19 protein-coding genes and 1 pseudogene are annotated in these 20,662 nt (G+C 69.7%); 6 read left to right on the top strand and 14 right to left on the bottom strand.

Features of this window, described 5'->3' with window-relative positions; all coding sequences use genetic code 11:
• Positions 1-14: 14 nt before the first annotated feature.
• The 6 genes from HND91_RS05470 to HND91_RS05495 form a co-directional block, all read right to left on the bottom strand.
• The gene (locus tag HND91_RS05470; RefSeq protein WP_181705517.1) at positions 15-1,154 is read right to left on the bottom strand and encodes a glycosyltransferase; all 1,140 of its coding nucleotides are present in this window, start codon (positions 1,152-1,154) and stop codon (positions 15-17) included.
• A 438-nt stretch (positions 1,155-1,592) separates the two neighbouring features.
• Positions 1,593-2,822 (bottom strand): DUF1501 domain-containing protein, encoded by a 1,230-nt coding sequence (locus HND91_RS05475; RefSeq protein WP_181705518.1) that lies wholly within the window; start codon positions 2,820-2,822, stop codon positions 1,593-1,595.
• 5 nt (positions 2,823-2,827) lie between these two features.
• Entirely contained in the window at positions 2,828-4,201 is a 1,374-nt protein-coding gene (locus HND91_RS05480) for a DUF1800 domain-containing protein (protein WP_181705519.1), read from the bottom strand.
• A gap of 380 nt (positions 4,202-4,581) precedes the next feature.
• On the bottom strand, positions 4,582-5,445 hold the full coding sequence (locus tag HND91_RS05485; RefSeq protein ID WP_181705520.1) for a nucleotidyl transferase AbiEii/AbiGii toxin family protein: 864 nt from the start codon (positions 5,443-5,445) through the stop codon (positions 4,582-4,584).
• Positions 5,438-6,055, bottom strand: coding sequence for a type IV toxin-antitoxin system AbiEi family antitoxin domain-containing protein (locus HND91_RS05490; protein WP_181705521.1), 618 nt, complete (start codon positions 6,053-6,055; stop codon positions 5,438-5,440). Before HND91_RS05490 ends, HND91_RS05485 begins: the two co-directional genes overlap by 8 nt.
• 314 nt (positions 6,056-6,369) lie before the next feature.
• Complete coding sequence (locus HND91_RS05495; protein ID WP_181705522.1) at positions 6,370-6,549, bottom strand: hypothetical protein; 180 nt, start codon at positions 6,547-6,549, stop codon at positions 6,370-6,372.
• A 259-nt stretch (positions 6,550-6,808) separates the two neighbouring features.
• On the opposite strand from HND91_RS05495, the gene HND91_RS05500 reads away from it, so the two are divergent.
• From HND91_RS05500 to HND91_RS05510, 3 genes and pseudogenes are all read left to right on the top strand, one after another.
• Complete coding sequence (locus HND91_RS05500; RefSeq protein ID WP_181705523.1) at positions 6,809-8,335, top strand: class I adenylate-forming enzyme family protein; 1,527 nt, start codon at positions 6,809-6,811, stop codon at positions 8,333-8,335.
• A pseudogene (locus HND91_RS05505) lies at positions 8,332-8,469 on the top strand (creatininase family protein); the annotation flags it as partial. The gene HND91_RS05500 and the pseudogene HND91_RS05505, both read left to right, overlap by 4 nt.
• A gap of 29 nt (positions 8,470-8,498) precedes the next feature.
• Positions 8,499-10,106, top strand: coding sequence for a CocE/NonD family hydrolase (locus tag HND91_RS05510; RefSeq protein ID WP_181705525.1), 1,608 nt, complete (start codon positions 8,499-8,501; stop codon positions 10,104-10,106).
• Positions 10,107-10,109: 3 nt separating this feature from the next.
• On the opposite strand, the gene HND91_RS05515 is transcribed toward HND91_RS05510, so the two are convergent.
• From HND91_RS05515 to HND91_RS05550, 8 genes are all read right to left on the bottom strand, one after another.
• Complete coding sequence (locus HND91_RS05515) at positions 10,110-10,718, bottom strand: 2-hydroxychromene-2-carboxylate isomerase (RefSeq protein ID WP_181705526.1); 609 nt, start codon at positions 10,716-10,718, stop codon at positions 10,110-10,112.
• Between the two features lie 90 nt (positions 10,719-10,808).
• Positions 10,809-11,324 carry an ureidoglycolate lyase gene (locus HND91_RS05520; protein ID WP_181705527.1) on the bottom strand — a complete coding sequence of 172 codons (516 nt, stop codon included), beginning with the start codon at positions 11,322-11,324 and terminating at the stop codon, positions 10,809-10,811.
• 47 nt (positions 11,325-11,371) lie between these two features.
• Entirely contained in the window at positions 11,372-12,820 is a 1,449-nt protein-coding gene (locus tag HND91_RS05525; protein ID WP_181705528.1) for an NAD(P)-binding domain-containing protein, read from the bottom strand.
• Positions 12,817-13,794 (bottom strand): isopenicillin N synthase family dioxygenase, encoded by a 978-nt coding sequence (locus HND91_RS05530; protein ID WP_181705529.1) that lies wholly within the window; start codon positions 13,792-13,794, stop codon positions 12,817-12,819. The genes HND91_RS05525 and HND91_RS05530 overlap by 4 nt, the downstream gene beginning before the upstream one ends.
• Positions 13,791-14,612 carry an ABC transporter permease gene (locus HND91_RS05535; RefSeq protein WP_181705530.1) on the bottom strand — a complete coding sequence of 274 codons (822 nt, stop codon included), beginning with the start codon at positions 14,610-14,612 and terminating at the stop codon, positions 13,791-13,793. Before HND91_RS05535 ends, HND91_RS05530 begins: the two co-directional genes overlap by 4 nt.
• Positions 14,609-15,490, bottom strand: a complete 882-nt coding sequence (locus HND91_RS05540; protein ID WP_343057117.1) for an ABC transporter permease — start codon at positions 15,488-15,490, stop codon at positions 14,609-14,611. The genes HND91_RS05535 and HND91_RS05540 overlap by 4 nt, the downstream gene beginning before the upstream one ends.
• Entirely contained in the window at positions 15,487-16,566 is a 1,080-nt protein-coding gene (locus HND91_RS05545; RefSeq protein ID WP_181705531.1) for an ABC transporter ATP-binding protein, read from the bottom strand. The genes HND91_RS05540 and HND91_RS05545 overlap by 4 nt, the downstream gene beginning before the upstream one ends.
• Before the next feature lie 145 nt (positions 16,567-16,711).
• Entirely contained in the window at positions 16,712-17,791 is a 1,080-nt protein-coding gene (locus tag HND91_RS05550) for an ABC transporter substrate-binding protein (RefSeq protein WP_246329306.1), read from the bottom strand.
• 226 nt (positions 17,792-18,017) lie between these two features.
• On the opposite strand from HND91_RS05550, the gene HND91_RS05555 reads away from it, so the two are divergent.
• The 3 genes from HND91_RS05555 to HND91_RS05565 are packed head-to-tail and all read left to right on the top strand — an operon-like array spanning position 18,018 to position 20,661.
• Positions 18,018-18,506, top strand: a complete 489-nt coding sequence (locus tag HND91_RS05555; RefSeq protein ID WP_210272594.1) for a nucleoside deaminase — start codon at positions 18,018-18,020, stop codon at positions 18,504-18,506.
• On the top strand, positions 18,503-19,741 hold the full coding sequence (locus tag HND91_RS05560) for a diaminopropionate ammonia-lyase (RefSeq protein WP_181705532.1): 1,239 nt from the start codon (positions 18,503-18,505) through the stop codon (positions 19,739-19,741). Before HND91_RS05555 ends, HND91_RS05560 begins: the two co-directional genes overlap by 4 nt.
• Positions 19,738-20,661, top strand: a complete 924-nt coding sequence (locus HND91_RS05565; protein ID WP_181705533.1) for an N-carbamoyl-D-amino-acid hydrolase — start codon at positions 19,738-19,740, stop codon at positions 20,659-20,661. The genes HND91_RS05560 and HND91_RS05565 overlap by 4 nt, the downstream gene beginning before the upstream one ends.
• Position 20,662: the final 1 nt, after the last annotated feature.

The raw sequence follows: 20,662 nt of genomic DNA on the forward strand, positions 1-20,662 counted from the left end.
GACGGCGCCGCCGATCACGGCAGCGCCTGCAGGGCCGGGGCGAGGCCGAGCCGGGGCGCGACCGTCGTGGCGGCCAGGGCCTTGAGGAAGCCGCGCCGGAACTCCGCCTCGTCGAACTTGCGGGCGTGCGCCACCAGGGCGGCGGGATCGAAGCAGCGGCCGTCCGCCCCTTCCAGCCGTTCGACGGCGGCGATCAGGGACTCCACGGTCTGGTCGCCGAAGAGGAAGCCGCTCACGCCGTCCTCGACCGTCTCGACCGCACCGCCGCGTCCGTAGGCGATCACGGGACGGCCGGACGCCATGACCTCGACCGGGACGATGCCGAAGTCCTCCTCGCCGGGGAAGATCAGCGCCCGGCACCGGGCCATGTAGTGCTTGAGGGTTTCGAACGGCACACGGCCGAGGAAGGTGATGTTGTCGCGCGCGGTCTTCTTCAGCGCCCGCACGGCGGTGTCCGGGCCGCCGATGACGACCAGTTTGCGGCCGAGGCGGTTGAACGCCTCGACGGCGAGATCGACGCGCTTGTAGGGCACCAGTTCGCCGGCGCAGAGATAGTGGTCGCCGATCTCGCGGGCGGGCACCGGCGCGAACTCGTTCACCGCGACCGGCGGGTGGACGACTGTCGCGTCGCGCCGCCAGTATTTCTCGATCCGGCTCGCGACGTGGGACGAGTTCGCCAGGAAACGATCGACCCGGGCCGCCGATATGACGTCCCACTGGCGCAGGCGGTGGGTGAGCATGGGCGCCGCCAGCCGCGCCAGCGGACCCGCCTCGCCCCGATAGGCGTGGTAGTGGTCCCACAGGTAGCGCATGGGCGAGTGGCAGTAGCAGAGGTGCGGCACGCCGGGCGGCGCGATCACACCCTTGGCGGGGCCTGCCTCGCTGGAGATGACGAGGTCGTAGCCCGTCAGGTCGAGCTCCTCCAGGGCCATGGGCATCAGCGGCAGGTAGCTCTTGTAGAGCCGCGCCGCGCGCGGCAGCCGGGCGATGAAGGTGGTCCGGATCTCGTGACGCGCGAGGGTGGAGCTGATCCTGTCCCGGTCCACCACGTGGGTGTAGATGTCGGCGGTCGGGAACAGGCGGGAGAGGGCCTCCAGAACCCGTTCGCCGCCGCGCATGCCGACCAGCCAGTAATGGATGATCGCCACGCGCATCCGTTCGTGACCCGGGAGCGGTCCGGGTTGCATGGCGTCAGGGGCGACGAATAGTCGCTGAGGAACCGTCACCGGCCGAATTCCATGCCGCGGATCGGCCCGGGGATCGTGCACGAGGTGCGACCCGACGGCACGCGCGCGGCGGGAGCGACGGCACGAGACATCAATGCATGATCGTTAAATGCATATGCTCGCGTCATAGCGCGCTCCGGACAAATGGATCAAAACGGGACTGGTCGGGAAAAGAGCCGACAGGAAACAACATCATTCAGGACAATGTTATTTCTATCACACGTTTCTCAATGAATTGCTAGCGGAACGGCGACTCAGCACGCGGATCGGCGATTCCGAACGCGGCCGTTCGTCCGCCCACCTCTCGACGCGGTTGAGCGGGTCGTCGGACGGCTCATAGATCGTGGGTTGCGAATCCGAAGCCGATCAGAGGCGAACGAGATCGTCGATCGGCGGGACGCCGGCGCTGTCCGGGAAGATCGCATCGACGAGGCGTTCCTGGTCGACGCCGAGGTGGTCCCGCAGCAGGCCCTTGAAGAGCGAGCGGATGTCGAGGGTCGGCAACAGGTCGCGGCCCTCGTAGAGCGCGGACGCGCCGAGTCCCGGCCAGTCGGCCAGCACGCGGCCGCCCCGGACGGCGCCGCCGGCGAGGATGGCGACGGTGCCGACGCCGTGGTCGGTCCCCGACCCGTTGAGCCGCACCGTTCGGCCGAACTCGGTGACGGCGCAGACGATGGTCTGGCGCCAGACCGGCGCAAGGCTCTCGGCGAGGTCGTGAAGCACCGCGTCCAGCCGCTCAAGCTGACCGACGAAGCGGGCGTCGAAGGGCTCGCCGTCCACGTGGGTGTCCCAGCCGGAGAGATCCATGGCGCCGACCCGGGGTCCGGCAGGATCCAGGAGCAGCCGGCCGACGGCGGCGGCGGTCATGCGAGCCGTGTCCAGCGCACCCGGCCGGGACGGCGCCGCCCGGCCCATGGCCGCCTGGGCCGCGGTCTCGCCGGAGAGGTCGTCGAGCCGGAGAGCGGCCTTGAACACGCGCAGGAGCTCGGGGTCCGTATGGCGGTAGAGATCGGCCAGCCTGCCGCGGATGTCCTCGCCCGCGGCCGCGTAGCCCGGCGGCATCCAGGACAGCACCTCCGCTTCGCCGCGCAGGAGCAGCGGCACCGTGGCGCCCACGACCAGACCGCTCGCCGGACCGAGCCGGTCGCCCCGCGGCAGGGCGCCGAGCGCCCGGTTCAGCCAGCCGGAGCGCGAGCGCCCGACGCCCGGCAGGCCGGATTCGAGCACGTCCTGCGCGTCGAAGTGGGACCGCTGCCGATAGGGCGTCGACACCGCGTGAGCGATCAGCGCATCGCCGGACCGGTACAGGCGGCCGAGCGTCGGGAGCGCCGGATGGAGAACGAAGAAGCCGTCGAGCGGCAGGCCGCGCGCCGGATCGTCCGGCGAGAGGACGGCTTCGCCCCGCAGCCGGTGGTAGTCCGGGTCGCCGACGGGGGCGACCGCGCCGACGCCGTCCAGCCCGCCGCGCAGGTTGATCACCAGAAGGCGCGGGTCGCGGCCCGGAACGGCGCCCGCGATCCGCGTCTGGTACGCCCAGGTGATCAGCGCGCCGGTGCCGGCGAGAATCTGGCGCCGCGAGACATGACCGATGTTCATGGCGACTATCTCCTTTGGAAGCCGGGGCTCATGACCATGATGGCAAAGGCCTGCTCGCGGCTCTCCGCGCGCTGGACGACCAGCCGCGTGTCGGGATCGTAGGCCGCGCCGAGAATGCCGGCCGCGAACGCGTCGATGTCGTCGGGCAGGTCCGCCCGGGCGGCGACGGTCTCGGCCCAGTTCAGGCGCTCCAGCAGGGTGTCCGGCGCGAGCCAGGCATCCGGCGCATCCGGCCAGCCGGCTGGCGACGGCGGCGTCCAGAGCGGCTGCCCGAAGACGTCGAGGACGCGGATGATCTCCTGCGGCCGGGGCCGGACGCCGGACGCGCGCAAGGCCGCGACCACATGGTCGTAAGGGGCGAGGAACACGGGGCGCTCGGCCCGCCACATCTCCGGGTCCGTCACCAGGGCTCGGGTCATGGCGGCGAGATCGCCGTCGGTTCCCGCGTAGACGGCGGCGAGCCGGTCGGCCAGCGCGGCATGGGGAGCGCCCAGAAAATGGCGCACCAGCTTCATCGCCAGAAACCGGGCGGTCGACGGGTGATGCGCGAGGTCGCGGAGCACCGCGAGCCCCCTGCCCTCGCCGTCCCCGTTATAGCTCCGGCCGAGAACGGTCGCCGGACCGGGCTCGCGCCGGGCGGCCTGGAACCGGAAGTCGCCCAGTCCGTCGCCGTGGCCGGCGCGATCGAAGGTCCAGCCGGTGAGGATCTTGGCGAACTCGGTCACGTCCGACTGGTCGTAGCCGCCGTCCACTCCGAGCGTGTGAAGCTCCAGGATCTCGCGGGCGAGATTCTCGTTGAGCGCCTTGCCGGTACGCTGCCCGGCCCTGGACCTGGGCCCGACGGACTTGGTGCTGTCGAGGTAGCTCAGCATCGCCGGATGGCGGATGGCCGCGACCAGCATGTCCTCGAACCGCCCGAGCACGTGCGGACGGATCGCCTCGCGCTCGAAGAGACCGGCGAACAGGCGCACCAGCGGGCCGCGGTTCGCCGCGACGCAGAGGTGATTGGACCAGAAGGCGACGAGGCGCTCCAGGACCGGCGTCCCGGTCTCGACCGCCCGCAGGCAGCGCGCGTGCGCCTCGTCCCGGTAGATCGTACGGGCCGGGTTCGGGCCGGGCCGTTCCGGCTCGCCGGCTTCCTCGTCGACCATGGGCGAGTCCGCGGGGCGGGCCTTTCGGGCCTCCCGATGCGCCCGGTGCAGAGCGAGAGCGCCCTGCCGGTCGGGGAGACGCGCATCGGCCAGAAGCGCGTCGGCCGGCCGGTCGAGTTCCGCCAGAACGCTTCCGACCGGGTCGTGGAGCCGCTCGGCGATCTCGCCCGGGACTGCTCCGCAGCCGAACCGCTTCGTGGCCAGAAATGCTTGCAGATCCCTCGCCATCAGACCGTCCCGCCGTTATTCGGGAGAGGGTGGCCCTGTCAATTCAGGAAGGCAAGCGGGCAGGTTTATCGAAGTGTATCAACGCGACGCACCAGCACCGGCCGGGAACCGATTTGCCTTTAGGCGGATCATCCTCACTCCCACTCGATTGTCCGAACCCCAGCTAGGCAATTGATCCAGATGGGTTTTTCCTTGCTTGAGGCTTGCAGAGCCGACACTCGGGCCGTCGGAAAGCTACGGTATTGATATCGAAGGAAAAAACAGCACGAGAATACTTCTGGCGTTTCGCCAACTGTCGGGGACGATCGGACGATATTCGCACCTCGGGCCGCTCTGTGGCCGACGCAACCGGCCGCGAAAAGTACCGTCACCAACACGTATCACAATCTCGCCGCTAAGGCCGCCTGGGGCATCAGGAATGCTCCGATGTCTCGAACGACGGTCCCGAAATCACCCGGGTCATGGGCGACATCCCCAACAAAGGCACGCCACTGTCGCTGCTTCTGTGCATCCTCGGCAAATGCCGGTTTCAGCGCATCCGGCAGGTCGTGAGGTATCGCCGTCGCGCGCCGTGTGAAGGTGGCGGAAATCGCTCGCGGCAACCTGTCATCGTCGAAGGTGAAGGACCGGCTGAGTATCCAGATGTCGTAGTAGTCCTTCATTCGACTGTTGACCCGCCCCAGTGCCACCATCGCCTGGAATTTCTCGGCAATGACGGTCTCTCGCGCATAACCCCGCAGCCGGGGCATGGGAAAGTCCAACATGGATGGATAGTCCAGTTCTTCGGCGCCAGGTTCCAGCGCATCGCCAAAGCCGATGTCTATGGTCAGGCTGATCCGCGCGCCGCTGATGGAGGCCGTCGTCCGAAGCCTGAGCCCGCCATAGTCCAGTTCCTCACGGATGCGGTCGACGCGAAGTTCGTCAGCGTCGAACGCGACGCCATCGTCGGCGTCCTGCGCCAGGATCTCCCGAAACGTTGCCAGCATCGGCTCCGGGCTCGGATCGCCAAATCCCAGCAGGTCAAGGTCGCGGGTGCCGCGGTGCGGATCATCGAACCAACTCATCATCAGCATCGCACCCTTCAGCACGAAACGGTCGGCGTGGGATGATTTGCTGAGGCGGAAGAGCAGCCGCTCGAGGGCGAAGCGGGTCAGAACCAGGTCGAAGCTCTGGCCACTTGCCTTGGCGAGTTGCAGCAAGCGTGCGCGCACCGAGGCGCCGATGTTCTTGATCTCCTTAGCCATTGGCAATGAGCGCCTCGAGATACGGTCGGATCACCGTGGCGACGCCGCCGCGCTCGGCCTTTCTGGCAATATCGCCGGGAGTGGCCTTGCGCTGACGCAGCGCTTCCTGGAGGCCCTCGATCGCCACCGACAGGCCGATCTTGTTGCGATATCTGAAGCAGTCCGCGATCGTCTTGGCGACGCCGAAGACCTTGACGGGCACGCCCTCGACGGGGTGGGTTTCGACGTCCTCCGTCAGGAGGCGATCTGTAAAGCGCACCAGCCGTATAGGGGTGCCTTCGGGTTTCGGAGCCCAGTCTTTCTGGCCAATGGCGAGCCAAACCTGTCTCGGGAGTTGATCGGTCAGACCGTGGAACGTGAGGGCGGAAACGAGGCAAACCACGCCCTTCGGGACTCGTTTTGCGGCTTCTGCGAGACTGTGGTGAGCGTCGAGCGTTGCATCGGAGAGTTGGTAAAGCCCTCGTGCGAGCCGAAGCACCTCTCCATCCCGTTCCATGCGGCTCATGGTGGCGGCTGTCACACCCGCATCGCGCAGTTCCCCAAGGCGTGCGATTCCGCGCGCGGTGAGGAGAGCATGGGCAATCTGACGCTGGGAGGCGGGTTCAGCCACGATATGAAAGCTCGGATTTTCAAGTCTATTCTCCGAGACATTGTATCAGTATTCCCGCCCCTTGCGAAGCTATCCATACTCCGCGAAAGCTTCTTTCGACCGTCCTAACCCGAGCCCGATATCTGTCCTCTCTCCCAATCAGAAGTGACAGACATGACTTCGAAGAAACCAGGACGGGTGCGCGTTTTGATGATGCACTATCAAAATGATGCTGTGGGCTAATCTGGTCCCGTAACAGTACTGAAGCGTGCCGGCCCCAGATGATCGGCGCTCAAGACCCCCGACTCCACTTGTTGGCAGTGACGTCGTTCCCATCAGCCGGCTTCAGCAGCAAGTGCCTTGGAACGCTCAGAAACCAAGGCAATCACTTTGTCCAGCGCTGTTCGGGCCGCCTCCGTCTCAGCCGCAAAGGCGGGTAGCCGAAGCCCCTTCGCCCGATCGGCGACCCGCGCGGTCAGGTCCGCGATCGCAATTTCGGCATCGCCGACGGACACGCCGATCGTTCGCGCCAGCGCAAGGAAGTCCCGGCGCGTCAGACGACCGCCCGCGCGAAGACGCCCACCCGCGACAGCGCGACACAGTGCGTGCGTGCAGGCAGCTCAGCTACCGACCGACGGCACCATCATAGCAGTGATGCCCACTGCAGAGGCGATCGGGCTATTGAGCCGGGCCAATGCCGCCTATTGGCAGCGACCGGGTTCACGCCAGCCACCCCGACGTTGAAACTCCTTCGAGATGAGGGAGTCGACGTCAATGCTCATGCACCGCCTTCTGGAGGCCAGCGCCCTCCGCGTCCCGGATCGCGTCGCCTTTCGTTGGGTCGACCGCGACCGGACGCTGACCTACGCCGAAGCCGTCGCCGCCATGGAGCGGATGGCCGGTGCGCTCGCCCATCTCGGCGTCGCTCCCGGCGACCGGGTGCTGATCTTCGCCCACAACGGGCTCGACGTGCTCACGGCCATGCTCGGCGCCTGGCGGATCGGGGCGATCGCCGCGCTGGTCAACGTCCGCTACGCCGACGAGCTGGCCTACTACGTCGGCGACCACCGGCCGAAGGTGATCGTCTACACCCACGACATGGGCGCCCCGGTCCGGGAAGCGGCGCAGTCGGTCGGCGGGGTCGCGCACCTCGTCTGCATGGACGGGCCGCAGGAGGGCGCCGTCGCCCTTGGCGACCTGATGGCCGCCGCCTTCGCACCGCCGGCCGATCCGGGCAGGGCGGACGCGATCGCCCACCTCTCCTACACCTCCGGCACCACCGGCCGGCCGAAGGGCGCCTGTCTCGCCCACGAGCCGACCGTCACCGCCGCGCGCTGCATCGGGGAGCGGCTCCGGATCCGCGGCGACGACCGATCCTTCGGGCCGACCGCCCTCTCCTCCTCCTATCAGCTCGTCGCCAACCTGCTGCCGCAGATGGCGGTCAGCGCGACCATCAACGTCATGGGCCGCTGGACGGCGGCGACCGGCTACGACGCGCTCGCCGCCACACAGGCGACGATCTTCGTCGGCAACCCGGTCGTCCTCACCGACCTCCTGGAGGAGAGCGAGGCACGCGGCCGGCTGCCCTCCCTGCTCCGCTTCGGCCTCTCCGGCGGCGGACCGGTGCCACCGGCTCTGAAGATCGCGTTCCGCGACCGGCTTGCCCTGCCCCTCGTCGAGTCCTACGGCCAGAGCGAACTTGGCGGCTTCTTCGCCCTCGGCTTTCCGGAGTTGGAGCCGGACGACGGCAAACTGCTCCGCGTCGGGCCCGGCCTGCCCGACAAGGAGGTCGCGATCCTCACCTCGTCGGGCGAGGTCGCCGACCTCGGCCGGATCGGCGAGATCAGCCTCCGCGGCGGCTTCATGGCCGGCTACTGGGGCCGAACGGAACAGACCGAGGCCGCGACGCGCGGCGGCTGGCTGCGCTCGGGCGACCTCGGGGTGATGGACGCCGAGGGCTACGTCACCATGCGCGGCCGGCGGTCCGAACTCGTCACCGTCGACGGCGTCGACTGGTACCCACGCGACGTCGAGGAGGCGCTGGCGGCCGAGCCCGGCGTGTCGCTGGCGGCGCTGGTCGGGGTGACGGTCGCCGGCCGCACCCGACCGGTGGCCTTCGTCACCGCGAAACCCGGAACCCCGCCGGAACTCGCCGGGCTGAAGGCCGCGATCGCCCCCCGCCTCCCATACGACCTCGCGCCGCTGGAGATCCGGCTCGCGCCTTCGCTCCCGACCACGCCAACCGGCAAGATCGCCAGGGCGACGCTCGCCGAAACCGCCTTTGCGGAGGCCGCGGCATGACGGGCTCGCACGTCTGGTGGGACCACTCGACCGCGGATTTCGCCGCCCGCGACCTCTCGAACACCGTCGTGGTGTTCCCCGTGGCCGCGGTGGAGCAGCACGGCCCGCACCTCCCCGTCCAGGTCGACGCGGCCTGCCTGACGGCGAGGACCCGCTTCCCGCCATGACGCTTCCCGTCCGCGACCCCGAGACGATCGAGACGCGGATGGCGGACGGGGCGCGGCTCGTCGCCGACGTCTGGCGCCCAGCCGGCCCCGGGCGCCATCCGGTCCTGCTGATGCGCCAGCCCTACGGGCGTCGGATCGCCTCCACCGTGGTCCTCGCCCATCCCGCCTGGTACGCCGCACAGGGCTTCGTGGTAATGGTGCAGGACGTCCGCGGTCGCGGCGACAGCGAGGGCCGCTTCCGCATCCTCGCCGACGACGTCCAGGACGGCGCCGCGACCCTTGCCGCCGCGGCCGACCTCTCCGGGGGGGACGGCCGGGTCGCGACCTACGGCTTCAGCTACCAGGGCATGACGCAGTTCATGGGGCTCGCCGGCGCGCTCGCGGCCGGGACGGTGAAGCCGGCGGCGATGGCGGTCGCGATGGCGCCCTGGAACGTCCGCGATCACTGGGCCTTTCGCGGCGGTGCCTTCCAACTCCACGGCAACCAGCTCTGGGCCGTGCAGATGGCGGCAGAGAATGCGCGGATCGCCGGCGATGCCGCCGCCTACCACGCCTTCCGGTCGGCCGCCAGTCGCCTCTGCAGCGGACCGGTGCCGGCCCGGCTCGACGTGTTCGACGCCCATCCGCACCTCACGCACTATCTCGACTGGCTCGCCGACGACCCGGCCTATTGGTCATCCGCCTCGCCGCATGCGGTGCTCGCCGGCCGGCGACTCGACGTGCCGAGCCTGCATGTCGGCGGCTGGCTCGACGTGATGATCGACGGCACCTTCGCCGCGTACGACGCCTTCGCGGCGGGCGGCGCCGAGACGCGGCTGACGGTGGGCCCCTGGGCGCACATCCCCTGGGGACGCCACGTCGGCGCGCTCGACTGCGGCGAGGAGGCCGGGGCCGGCGGCGACGCGGCGTTCGCCGGCTTCCTGCGGCACGTGCTCCACGGCGACGATCTCCTTGAGGCGCCAGTCCGGCTGTTCGATCTCGGCCGGCGCTGCTTCGCCGGATTCGGATCGCTGCCGCGCGGACGGCGGACGACGCTGCACCTCGCTTCGACCGGGCGCGCTGCTCCGACGGTGACCGACGGACGGCTGACGCCGGAGGCGGTCACGTCCGGGGTAGACCGACTGGTTCACGACCCCTGGCGCCCCGCGCCCTCCGGCGGCGCCGGCTACCACGACAGATCGGCGATCGATGACCGCGGCGACGTTGCGGTCTACACGTCCGAGCCCCTGACGGCGGAAACCGTGCTCTGCGGCGCCGCCGTCGCGGAGATCGTGGTCGAGGCCGATCGCCCGAGTTTCGACCTCCATGCCACCCTGTCGGTGCTGCTTCCGGACGGCCCTGCCCTCGTGATCGCCTCGGGGACGCGGCGCTGCTTTGCCGGCGAAGAAACTGCCCCCGCGCCTGTCCAGCTTCATCCGACGATGATGACGCTGCCGGTCGGGAGCCGAGTCCGTCTGTCGCTTGCGGCCGCCGCCTACCCGGCCTTCATGGTCAATCCCGGGACCGGACGCCGGCCGGAGTACGCCGCTCTCAGCGATTGCCTTGTCACCACCCTCGCGATCGGCCACGACGGCTCGCGGCTGGTCCTCACCCTCCTCGACTGACGCTTACCACCCGCCGGTCTCGAGCCAGCGTTCCATCATCGCCATGCGGTCCCAGCCCCAGAAGGGCTCGCCGTCCGCAAAGAAGAAGGGCGATCCGAAGACGCCGCGCGCGACGGCCTCCTCGGACGTGGCGCGCACCGCGTCCTTCAAGGCCGGATCGGCGATGCCCGCTTTCAGGTCCAAAGGGTCGGCGTCGACGGTAACCGCCGCGTGGGCCGCGATCGCCTCGGTCGAGGAGGTATCGAGGGCGCCCGCGTAATAGGCGTGGAATATCGATGCGGCGAAAGTCGCCGCCCGGGCCCGGTCCTGCGCCTCGATCCAGTAGAAAGCGCGGGTCGCGGCGAGCGCGACCTTCGGGTGCTCGTCGGGCGGTGCGAAGGGCACGCCTTTCTCCCGCGCGATGCGCTCCCAGTCGCGGCGGGCGTAGTCGCTCTTCATCGGCGTCGAGGATAGCCCGCGCGCGCCGGTCACCTTGAAGGCGGTGCCAAGCATGAAGGGGCGCCAACGGATCCGCCGGCCGACCCGGCGCCCGAGCGCCTCAACGTCCAGCGCCGCGAAGTAGGCGTAGCCGGAGGAGAAGTCGAACCAGAACTCGATGTCGGTGGATGTCATGGGCGGGCGGAGTGCGCTGGAACGGCGGATCCGCAGGTTCGCCGTCGCCGCCCGGGCCGTCAACTTGCCTCAAAGGGGCTTGCCCATTCCTCAGACCAACTTCAGCGCCACGCCGTAGCGGGCGGTGAGCTTGCAGGTGTGGTGGTCCACCACGTTGGTGTCCGCGAGTTCCAGGTTGAAGAAGCTACGCTCGCCCTCCTCGAACAGCGGACCGGCGTGCCAGGTGCCGGTGTAGAGCATCACCGCCGTGTCGCCCGGGATTCGGAAGGCACGGATGTCATCAAGCTTCGGTTCGGCGCCGTCGACGTCGCGATCAAAGGGCGGCGCCACGGCCAGCCACCAGTCGTGGCCGCCGGCGGAGGCCAGCGTCTGCGTCACGCTGCGGTGACGGGTGATCTGCTTCACGACGAGGCCCCGCCCCGGAATGCGCATGCAGTAGAAGCGCGGCGTGCCCTGGGTCAGGTCGAGCTTGGCGTCGTGGTCGCCGAACTCCACGCCGTCCTCCATCGGCGGCACGACGGTGCCGAAGGGCGCGAAGCTCTCCGGGGTCAGCTCCTCGATCGCAAGGTCGCGGAGCGCGAAGTCGGCGGTGGTCGGCGTTTCCATGGGTGTCTCCTCCTCTGAAGGGATCTTGTCCTGAAAGGCCGGTGCGGTCAGCGCCAGCGGTCCTCGAAATCGTCGGGCACCGGCAGGTCCTCGCTGGTCCAGGCGAAGAGCTCCGGCAACACGTCGTCCAGTTTCTCCGCCAACAGCCGGCGCGTCACCCCGCGAACGAGCCGCGGCATGGCGTGGCGGTGGCCGCTGATCGATGTCGAGTGCGGGCCCTGGCTGACGTAGCTGAGCGCGTTGAAGGCGAAGACGCGGCGGACCCAGCTGTCGGCCTCGGCCCGCGGCTCGAAGCCGTAGCCCTCCGACAGATAGGGCAGCGCCGCGAGGCGGCCGTCCTCTTCGTCCGCCGGCGGGGCGAAGCGGTCGCCCCAGCGGGCGACGCGGTCCTTCAGCGTCGCAAGTTCGGGCCGAGCCGCGAGATCGACCACCGCACCGGTCGCCAGGATCAGGTGATCGTAGACGAGCGGCCCCGCGGGCGTCTCGATCCGCACCGCCCCGTCCGCCATCGACGCGCCAAGCCAGGGCGTGCCGGGTCGCAGCCGGCAACGCGGATCCTCCAGGGCTTCCGTGAAGCTGCGCATCGGCGGCGGCTGGTCGTGACGGCGGAAGAAGCGCGCGATCCGCCAGCGGGTCTCGTCCGGCAGCATCGGGAAGTGGGTCATCAGCCCGGCGGTCTCGAGCTGGCGGTGCGGGTTGGTGCGCGGCAGCCGCTCCCGGCGGAAGCAGATCTCGACGCTCGACGCGCCGGCCTTCAGCACCGCGATGGCGTTGTCGAAGGCGGACGCGCCGTGTCCGAGGATGCCGACGCGCCGGCCCGCGAGCCGGCGGACGTCGACCGGACCGTTGGAATGGTCGTAGACCGCGCGCGGCAGCGCCTCCGCGATGAAATCCGGGACGCGCCAGGCGCCCGCGCCGTCAAAGCCGGTCGTCAGCACCACGGTCCGGGCGTAGCGGGTGCGCGGCCGGCCGGCGACCAGCGTCTCCACCCGCACGAGAGGGCCAGCGTCGGCGATGTCGGTCACCACCGTCCGGTTCTCGATCTCGATCCCCACGACCGATGCGTACCAGTCGAGATAGGCCTTCCAGGCTGTGCGGGGGATCTTGTCCAGCGCCTCCCAGGCGGCCGTGCCGTAACGGGTCTCGTACCAGCGGCGCACCGAGAGATTCACGATGCCGAACTCGTTGCCGACCGTGACCTTCGGGGTCCGGAGTTCCGCCATGCGGGCGAAGGTGAGCCAGGGGCCCTCCTCGCCCGGCGCGCCCTTGTCGAGCACGGCCACGCGGGCGACGCCCTCGCGCTTCAGGTGGGCGGCGATGATCACGCCCGACTGGCCGCCGCCGACGCAGATCACGTCCTCGGCCGGCTGGCCGTCGGGACCGTCGACCGGTTCCAGCCAGGTCCGGTCCGGATAGCTCAGCGCCGCGAGGTCGGCGCGGGCGGCGTCCGCGAGCGCCTCGACGGGATCGGGAGCCTGGTCCAGCACGGCGCTCATTCGGCGGCCTCGTGTTCGACGGCGCGGTGCTTGGCGATCTTGGTCATCAGATGCGCGCCGGATGTGACGGGAACGAAGCCGCTCGGATCGGCGCCCTCGATGGGCAGCACCTCGATGACGGCGTCGTGGTTGGGCTGGTGGAAGAAGGCGATCGACATCCGGTCGCCCATGCCGAGGTCCGGCGGCAGCACGACCCGGTGGAGAGTCGACTTCCACGCCCCGCCGGTCCAGTCCTGCATCAGGTCGCCGAGGTTGACCACGAAAGCGCCGGGGATGTCCGGCACAGGGGTCCAGCGGCCCTCGGACAGCACCTCGAGCCCGCCCGGGGTCTCGTCGCGCTGGAGGATGGTGAGGCTGCCGTAGTCGGAATGCACGCCGGCCCGCAGTTGTCCGGGCTTCGCCGGGCGATTCAGCGGCGGGTAGTGCAGCACGGAGAGATTGGTGATGTGCCGGTCGATCCTGCCGTCGAAGAAGGTCTCCGGCAGCTTCAGGCCGAGCGCGAACAACCGCATCAGCTCGCGGGCGAGATCGGTCATCGCCCGGTAGTAGGCCTCGTAGGCCTCGCGCATGCCCGGTACCGCGTCCGGAAAGACGTTCTCGGCGAAATAGGCCAAGCCCACCAAATCGGCGCGGTCCTCGGGCGACACGTCGACCGGGCCGATGTTGTAGACCTCCTTGAGATCGGCCGGCGCCGGCTCGTCGAGCGACAGCGACAGGCTCTCGCTCTCGATCGGGATGAAGCCGCGGTAGGTCGTCGGCGTCACCGCGATCTTCGCCTTCTCCGCCTCGGGCAGCCGGAAGAAGGCCGCCGACGTCTCGCGGATCGCAGCGACCAGCGCGTCGGGCACCCCGTGTCCCGAGATCACCAGGAAGCCGAGGCTGCGGCAGGCGGCGTCGATCGCGGCCGCGGTCTCCAGCCGGGCGGCCGGATCGCCGGCGAGGGCACGGGAGAGATCGATGACGGGTATGCTCATGAGGATGCCTCCGGCTGTCCGGTGAGGGCGGCGGACGGGCGACGGGCGGCGCGCCGACGCCCTCTCCGGCGGTAGAGTTCGCTGAGGACGACGATCACGGCCGTCAGCGCGAGCACGGTGACCTGCATGGCGTTGAGGTCCGGCCGCAGTTCGCGGCGGAATTCCGAGGCGACCATCAGCGAGAGCGGCTGGGTCCGCCCCGCCAGGAACATCGCGATGGTGAGGTCGGCGAGCGAGAGGATGACGCCGACGGAGAAGGCGCCGGCGAGCGCGCTCTTGATCTGCGGCAGCAGGACGAGGCGGAAGCTCTGGAGCGGGGTCGCGCCGAGATCGCGCGCCGCCTCATCGAGCCGCGGATCGAGCCGGATCAGCACCGCGGACAGCATGGCCGTCGTGAAGGGCACCACCACCAGCGACTGGGCGAGGATCAGCGCGGTCGCGCCGCGCTCCAGCCCGATCCGGCTCATGATCATGGCCTGGGCGATGGAGAGCACGCTCTTCGGCACCACGAAAGGCAGCAGCACCAGCGCCAGGAAGGCGAAGCGCCACTTGAGGTTCGACGACGTCAGCGCCAGGGCCGCGGCGAGCCCGACCGTCATCCCGATCAGCCCGACTGGCTGGGCGACCAGGAAACTCGTCAGGAAGCCCGCATGGAAAGCGTCGTTGGCCGCGAGTTCGCCATACCATTTCAACGTGAAGCCGGAGAGCGGGAAGGCCATCAGGTCGCTGTCGTTGAAGGAGAAGATCGCCAGCACCACGATCGGCAGGTAGAGGAAGACGGTCGCAAGACCGAGGACGGTCCAGCCGGTGCGGCTCATGTCCGCCCCCGCTGCAGGACCGCCCGCGCGCCGCGGGTCTGGAGCAGGAGCGAAGCCAGACCGACGGCCGCGACGAACAGCGCGACCAGAAGGGCGAGCGCCAGCGCCGAGGCGAGCGGCCAGTCGAAGGCGGTGCCGAACAGGTTGTCGATTATCGCCATCGCCGTCGCGCCATAGGTGCCGCCCAGGAGGCTCGGCGTCAGCATCTCGCCGGCGGCGAGCGCGAAGACCGCGAAGACGCCGGCCGCGAGACCCGGCAGGGTCAGGGGAAAGGTCACGCGGGCGAAGGCGGAGATCGGCCGCGCCCCGAGGTCGCGGGCGGCCTCGATCAGGCGCCGGTCCACCATCTCGGCCGACACCCAGATCGCCAGCACCATGAAGGGCAGGTTGTTGTAGAGAAGCACGAGACCGATGGTCAGCGGCGAGAACAGCAGCACCTTCAGCGGATCGTCGATGAGCCCGACGGCCTCCAGCACCGCGTTCACCAGGCCCTCAGCGCCGAGCACGATCCGCCAGGCGTAGATCCGCACGATTTCGCCGGTGTAGAGCGGCGTCAGCAGCACGACAACCGCCACGCCCTTCCAGGCGGCGGGCAGCCGCGCGAGCGCGAGCGCGACCGGATAGCCGGCGAGGCCGGTGAGCAGGGCCGTCATGGCGCCATAGAACAGCGCCCGACCGATCAGCACCCAGTAGCTCGGGGTCGTGAAGAGTTCGGCCCAGGCGCGACCGGAAAAGGCCGGCACCAGTTCGAAATCCTCGACCTCGAAGACGCTGAAGATCACAAGAACGGCGAGCGGCGCGAGGCAGCCGAGCCCGACGAGCAGGGCCACGGGCAAGGCGAGATGGGCCCGGCCGAGCGCCGGCAGGCGCGCCGTCACGCCGCGATCCTCGTCACGAAGCAGCGCTCGCGGTCGAGCGAAAGGCCGATGGTCTCGCCGACTTCTGGCGGAGCGTGATCGGCGAAGCGGAGCGCGACGCCCTGCGCCACCGCCTCCACCATGGTCCGCTCGCCCTGGTAGACCGCATGGACCACGCTCGCGGGCAGGCCCGTACCGGTCGGCACCAGCGACAGGGCCTCGGGCCGGATCACCAGAACGGCCCGCTCACCGGCGGCGAGGCCTTCCACCGCGGGCGCGTCGACCGGACCGATCGCGGTCGCGATCGAAGCCCGGCCGTTGCCGGCGGCCGACACGGTGCCGTCGACCAGTGTCGCACCGCCGATGAAGTCGGCGACGAAGCTGTCGGCCGGCCGGGAGTAGATGGTACGCGGGTCGGCCGTCTGGGCGATCCGCCCCTTGTTCATGACCACCACGACGTCCGAGAGCGCGAAGGCCTCCTCCTGGTCGTGGGTGACGTAGACGAAGGCGATGCCGAGCCGGCGCTGCAGGTCCTTCAGCTCGACCTGGAGATGGGCGCGCATCCTGCGGTCGAGCGCCGACAGCGGCTCGTCGAGAAGCAGGAGCCGCGGCTCGGCGACGATCGCGCGGGCGACCGCGACCCGCTGTTGCTGGCCGCCGGACAGCTGGTGCGGATAGCGCTCGCCGAAGTCGGCCATGTGGACGGCGTCGAGCGCCCGCTTCACCCGGCCTTCCAAATTCGTCACCGCCGAGAGCAGGCGGAGCGAGAAGGCGACGTTCTCGAAGACGGTGAGGTGCGGAAAGAGCGCGTAGGACTGGAACACCGTGTTGACGGGCCGGCGCTCCGGCGGGACACCTTTCAGCGGAACGCCGTCGAGGCTGATCGTCCCGGCGTCCGCCGTCTCGAAGCCGGCGATCATCCTGAGGATCGTGGTCTTGCCGCAGCCGGAGGGGCCGAGGAGGGTCGTGAACATGCGCTCGCCGATGTCGAGGTCGACGCCCGCGACCGCCGGCGCCGCACCCCGGCCGTAGGTCTTCACCAATCCGCGGGCGGACAGGAGGAGGGGGGGCGCGGTGTCGGCGATCAGGGTGGACATGCGGTTCTCCCGGACTTCATTCCTCCCGCGGGGGTCGCCGCGCGGTCGGCCGGTGGCCGGAAACGCCCGGCGAGAGGGTTGGCCGACTGCCGTGGCCGGCCCGCCAGCTCTCGCCTGTTCTGCGGCTCGGCTCGGCCGATGCTCGTCAGGCGGCCTTCACCTCGTTCCAGACCTTCAGCCAGTCCGAGTAGTTGTCGGGGGCGACCGGCCACATGAAGCTCGACATCACGTCGAGGTCGTCGATGAAGATCGCCGCCTGCTTCTCGGGCGTGAGCGTGTCGCGGATGATCCCCGAGGAGGTCGCGTAGTTGCCGATCTCGGCGATGATCGCGGCATAGTCGGCCCCGAGCAGGTAGTCGCCGAAGGCGTAGGCGAGTTCCATCTTCTCCTCAGGCAGGCTCGCCGGGATGGCGAAGCAGTCGCACCAGCCCATGATGCCGGCCTTCGGCTTGGCCATCGCGACCGGCATCTTGTCCTTCAGCGCGTCGTAGGGGACGCGCCAGGAGAAGGCCGCCGTCACCTCGCCGGTAGCGAACAGGTTGGTAAGGTCGCCGATGGTCTGCCAGTAGGTCCGGAGCAGCGGCTTCTGGGCGATCAGCACCTTCTTGGCTTCGGCCAGCTCCGTCTCGTCGAGCAGGAAGGCCTTCTCCTTCGGAATGCCGAGGTGCAGGGCGGCGATGGCGATCGACTCCAGGGCGTAGTCGCGCATGGCGAGCTGGCCCTTGTACTTCTCGTCGAAGAGCGTCGAGTAGGTCGGCTCCTCGGCGTAGACATCCGTGCGGTAGACGATCGGGTTGAGGCCCCAGAGGTAGGGGATGGCGTAGGTCGCGCCGTCCTCGCCCTTGACCCGGTCGGTGGTCTTGAAGACGTCGTACATGCCGGCGACGCCCGGCATCCTGGAGAGGTCGAGCGGCTTCAGCACGCCCGCCTTGATGTAGCGCCAGGCGCCGTTGATCGACGGGTTGACGATGTCCCAGTCGGAAGCCGAGCCCGTCTTCAGCGCCGCGAACTGCGCGTCGTCCGAGGTGAGGTAGGAAAGTTTCACCTTGGAGCCGGTCTTGGCTTCGAAGGCGGTCACGTACTCCGGGTGGCCGTTGGAGTCCCAGGTGGCCCAGACGATGTCAGAGGCGGCGAGCGCGCGGCCCATCGGTCCGAGCACCGTCAGGCCCGCGCCGGCGGCGAGGCTGGCCAGAACCTCGCGGCGGTTCATCGAAAACACGGTCATCCTGATACTCCCCTCACCTGTCTGGTCGATCGGGCAAGTCTAGGTTCGGGTTTTCGCGGATGCCTATTCGGGCGCGGCTATACTGGATATAGGCCGGAATGATGCAGTGCAGAAAAGCGGCAGAACCTGCGGCGGGAGCCCAGAAAGAGGGCGCTTAGCCGACTTGACGCGCAGGCTCGAGGCCGGGATCGTGGGCCGTCCTGCCGCATCGTACCGGAGGCCGTCCTTGGCCCTGCCCGACATCGATTTCACCCCCTATCTCCGCCGGGCCTTCGCGCTCGCCGAGGAGACCGCCGCCGGCGGCAGCCATCCTTTCGCCTGCGTCCTGGTCGACGGAGCCGGCGCCATCGTCATGGAGCAAGGCAACGCCTACCATCCCCACCACGACATGACCGGGCATGCGGAGCGGGTGCTCGCCACCCGCGCGTCGCAGACCTGGCGGCCGGAGGCGTTGGCCGACATGACGATGGTGACCTCGGCCGAACCCTGCGCCATGTGCGCGGGGGCCGCCTACTGGGCCGGCATCGGCCGGGTGGTCTACGGGCTGTCGGAGGCGCGGCTGAAGGAGATCACCGGCGACCATCCGGAAAACCCGACACTGGACCTGCCCTGCCGGGACGTCTTCGCCGCCGGCCAACGGCCGACCGTCGTGGTCGGTCCGCTGATGGAGGACGAGGCGGCCGGTATCCACGAGCGCTTCTGGGCCGCGCGATGACTGACGATCCGTTCGCGACCGCCGGGTCCGCCGTTGTTCTCAATCCGCGGGCGGGCGGGTCCTACACGCCGGCCATGCAGGCGATCCTCTCCGATGCCGGGCTCGCGGCCGCGCGCGCGACGATCACCGGCTGGCCGGGCTATGCGCCGACGCCGCTCGTCGCGCTGCCGGGGCTCGCCTCCCGTCTCGGCGTCGGATCGATCGCCTACAAGGACGAGGGCGGCCGCTTCGGCCTCGGCAGCTTCAAGGCGCTCGGCGGCGCCTATGCGGTGTCGCGGCTGCTCGCGGCGGAAGTGGAGCGGCGCAGCGGCGTCCGGCCGACCGTCGCCGCCCTCCTCTCCGGTGCCCATGCGGACGCGGTCGGTTCGGTCACCGTCGCTTGCGCGACCGACGGCAACCACGGTCGGTCCGTCGCCTGGGGCGCCCGCCTGTTCGGATGCCGCTGCGTGATCTTCATCCACGCCACCGTCAGCGACGGACGGCGAGCGGCCATCGCCGCCTTTGGCGCGGAGGTCCGGCGAACCGCTGGCAACTACGACGACAGCGTCCGCACCGCGCAGGAGACCGCGACCGCCGAGGGCTGGTTCGTCGTCTCCGACACGTCCTACCCCGGCTATCGCGACGTCCCGAAGGACGTCATGCAGGGCTACGAGCTGATGGCGCTGGAGGCCTTCGAAGCGCTCGAGGCGCCGCCGACCCATATCTTCCTGCAGACCGGCGTCGGCGGCATGGCCGCGGCGGTCGCGGCGCTCGCCTGGCGCCGTTTCGGTGCGGACCGGCCGAAGATCGTCCTCGCCGATCCGGAGAAGGCAGCCTGCTTCGTGGAGAGCCTCGCCGCCGGCCGGCCGGTCGCCGTCCATGGCGACCTCGACACCATGATGGCGGGGCTCGCCTGCGGGGAGGTGTCGGAGCTCGCCTGGGAGATCCTGGCGACCGGGGCCGACGCGGTGGTCCGGCTACCGGACGCGGCGGCGATCGCCGCCATGCGCCTGTTGGCCGACGCGCCCTTCGGCGATCGGCCGGTCGTGGCCGGTGAGAGCGCCGTCGCGGGTCTCGCCGCACTCGCCGCGAGCCTCAAGGACCCTGCCGCCGCCGCGGCGCTCGGGCTAGGCCCGACCGCGCGCGTCCTGGTGTTCGGCACCGAAGGCGACACCGATCCCGATCTCTACCAATCCCTCGTCGGGCAGCCAGCGGCCGCCGTGCGCGCCCGTGCCACCGCCTGGAGCCCGACATGAGCCGTCGTTTCGTCGCCGCCGCCGCCCAGCTCGGGCCAATCCAGCGCGAGGACAGCCGGGCCTCCGTCGTCGCCCGCATGCTGGCCCTCGTCGAGCAGGCGCGCCGGCGCGACGTGCGGTTCCTTGTCTTTCCCGAACTCGCGCTCACCACCTTCTTCCCGCGCTGGTACTTCGAGCGGGAGGAGGAGCTCGACGCCTTCTACGAGCGCGCGATACCGAATGCGGACGTGGCGCCACTGTTCGAGGCCGCGAAGGCGGCCGGCATCGGCTTCCACCTCGGGTATGCCGAGCTGAGCGAGACCGGCGCCGGCGTCGTCCGCCACAACACCGCGATCCTGGTCTCGCCGGACGGCGAGATCGCCCTCAAGTACCGGAAGGTCCATCTTCCCGGGCATCGCGAGCACGAGCCGCAGTTCCCCTTCCAGCACCTGGAGAAGCGCTACTTCACGCGCGGCGACCTGGGCTTTCCGGTCGCAGACTTCCTCGGTGGCAAGGCGGGCATCCTGATCTGCAACGACCGGCGCTGGCCGGAGGCCTTCCGCTGCCTCGGCCTGCAGGGGGTCGAACTGGTCGCCATCGGCTACAACACGCCGCAGCACTATCCGCGCGCCCCGGAACACGACCGGCTGCAGGACTTCCACAATCATCTCAGCCTGCAGGCCGGTGCCTATCAGAACGGCACCTATGTGATCGGCGCGGCCAAGGCGGGGCTGGAGGGTGGCTGCGAGCTGATCGGGGGCAGCTGCGTCGTCGCGCCGACCGGCGAGCTTCTGGCGGTCGCGGCGACAAGGGGCGACGAGCTCGTCGCCGCCGAGATCGACCTCGACCGCTGCGCCGAGATCAAGGCGAACATCTTCAACTTCAAGCTCCATCGCCAGCCGCAGGAATACGGGCGCCTCGTCGAGGGCACCGGACAGTAGG

Origin of the sequence: Chthonobacter rhizosphaerae (genome assembly GCF_013839525.1) — a bacterium.
GTDB classification, from domain to species: domain Bacteria; phylum Pseudomonadota; class Alphaproteobacteria; order Rhizobiales; family Pleomorphomonadaceae; genus Chthonobacter; species Chthonobacter rhizosphaerae.

What these genes read in the sequence shown, in the direction of transcription:
- HND91_RS05470 (WP_181705517.1), bottom strand. Translation starts at nt 1,154, where the DNA reads ATGCGCGTGGCGATCATCCATTACTGGCTGGTCGGCATGCGCGGCGGC.
- HND91_RS05475 (WP_181705518.1), bottom strand. Translation starts at nt 2,822, where the DNA reads ATGAACATCGGTCATGTCTCGCGGCGCCAGATTCTCGCCGGCACCGGC.
- HND91_RS05480 (WP_181705519.1), bottom strand. Translation starts at nt 4,201, where the DNA reads ATGGCGAGGGATCTGCAAGCATTTCTGGCCACGAAGCGGTTCGGCTGC.
- HND91_RS05485 (WP_181705520.1), bottom strand. Translation starts at nt 5,445, where the DNA reads ATGGCTAAGGAGATCAAGAACATCGGCGCCTCGGTGCGCGCACGCTTG.
- HND91_RS05500 (WP_181705523.1), top strand. Translation starts at nt 6,809, where the DNA reads ATGCTCATGCACCGCCTTCTGGAGGCCAGCGCCCTCCGCGTCCCGGAT.
- HND91_RS05510 (WP_181705525.1), top strand. Translation starts at nt 8,499, where the DNA reads ATGACGCTTCCCGTCCGCGACCCCGAGACGATCGAGACGCGGATGGCG.
- HND91_RS05515 (WP_181705526.1), bottom strand. Translation starts at nt 10,718, where the DNA reads ATGACATCCACCGACATCGAGTTCTGGTTCGACTTCTCCTCCGGCTAC.
- HND91_RS05520 (WP_181705527.1), bottom strand. Translation starts at nt 11,324, where the DNA reads ATGGAAACGCCGACCACCGCCGACTTCGCGCTCCGCGACCTTGCGATC.
- HND91_RS05525 (WP_181705528.1), bottom strand. Translation starts at nt 12,820, where the DNA reads ATGAGCGCCGTGCTGGACCAGGCTCCCGATCCCGTCGAGGCGCTCGCG.
- HND91_RS05530 (WP_181705529.1), bottom strand. Translation starts at nt 13,794, where the DNA reads ATGAGCATACCCGTCATCGATCTCTCCCGTGCCCTCGCCGGCGATCCG.
- HND91_RS05535 (WP_181705530.1), bottom strand. Translation starts at nt 14,612, where the DNA reads ATGAGCCGCACCGGCTGGACCGTCCTCGGTCTTGCGACCGTCTTCCTC.
- HND91_RS05545 (WP_181705531.1), bottom strand. Translation starts at nt 16,566, where the DNA reads ATGTCCACCCTGATCGCCGACACCGCGCCCCCCCTCCTCCTGTCCGCC.
- HND91_RS05550 (WP_246329306.1), bottom strand. Translation starts at nt 17,791, where the DNA reads ATGACCGTGTTTTCGATGAACCGCCGCGAGGTTCTGGCCAGCCTCGCC.
- HND91_RS05560 (WP_181705532.1), top strand. Translation starts at nt 18,503, where the DNA reads ATGACTGACGATCCGTTCGCGACCGCCGGGTCCGCCGTTGTTCTCAAT.
- HND91_RS05565 (WP_181705533.1), top strand. Translation starts at nt 19,738, where the DNA reads ATGAGCCGTCGTTTCGTCGCCGCCGCCGCCCAGCTCGGGCCAATCCAG.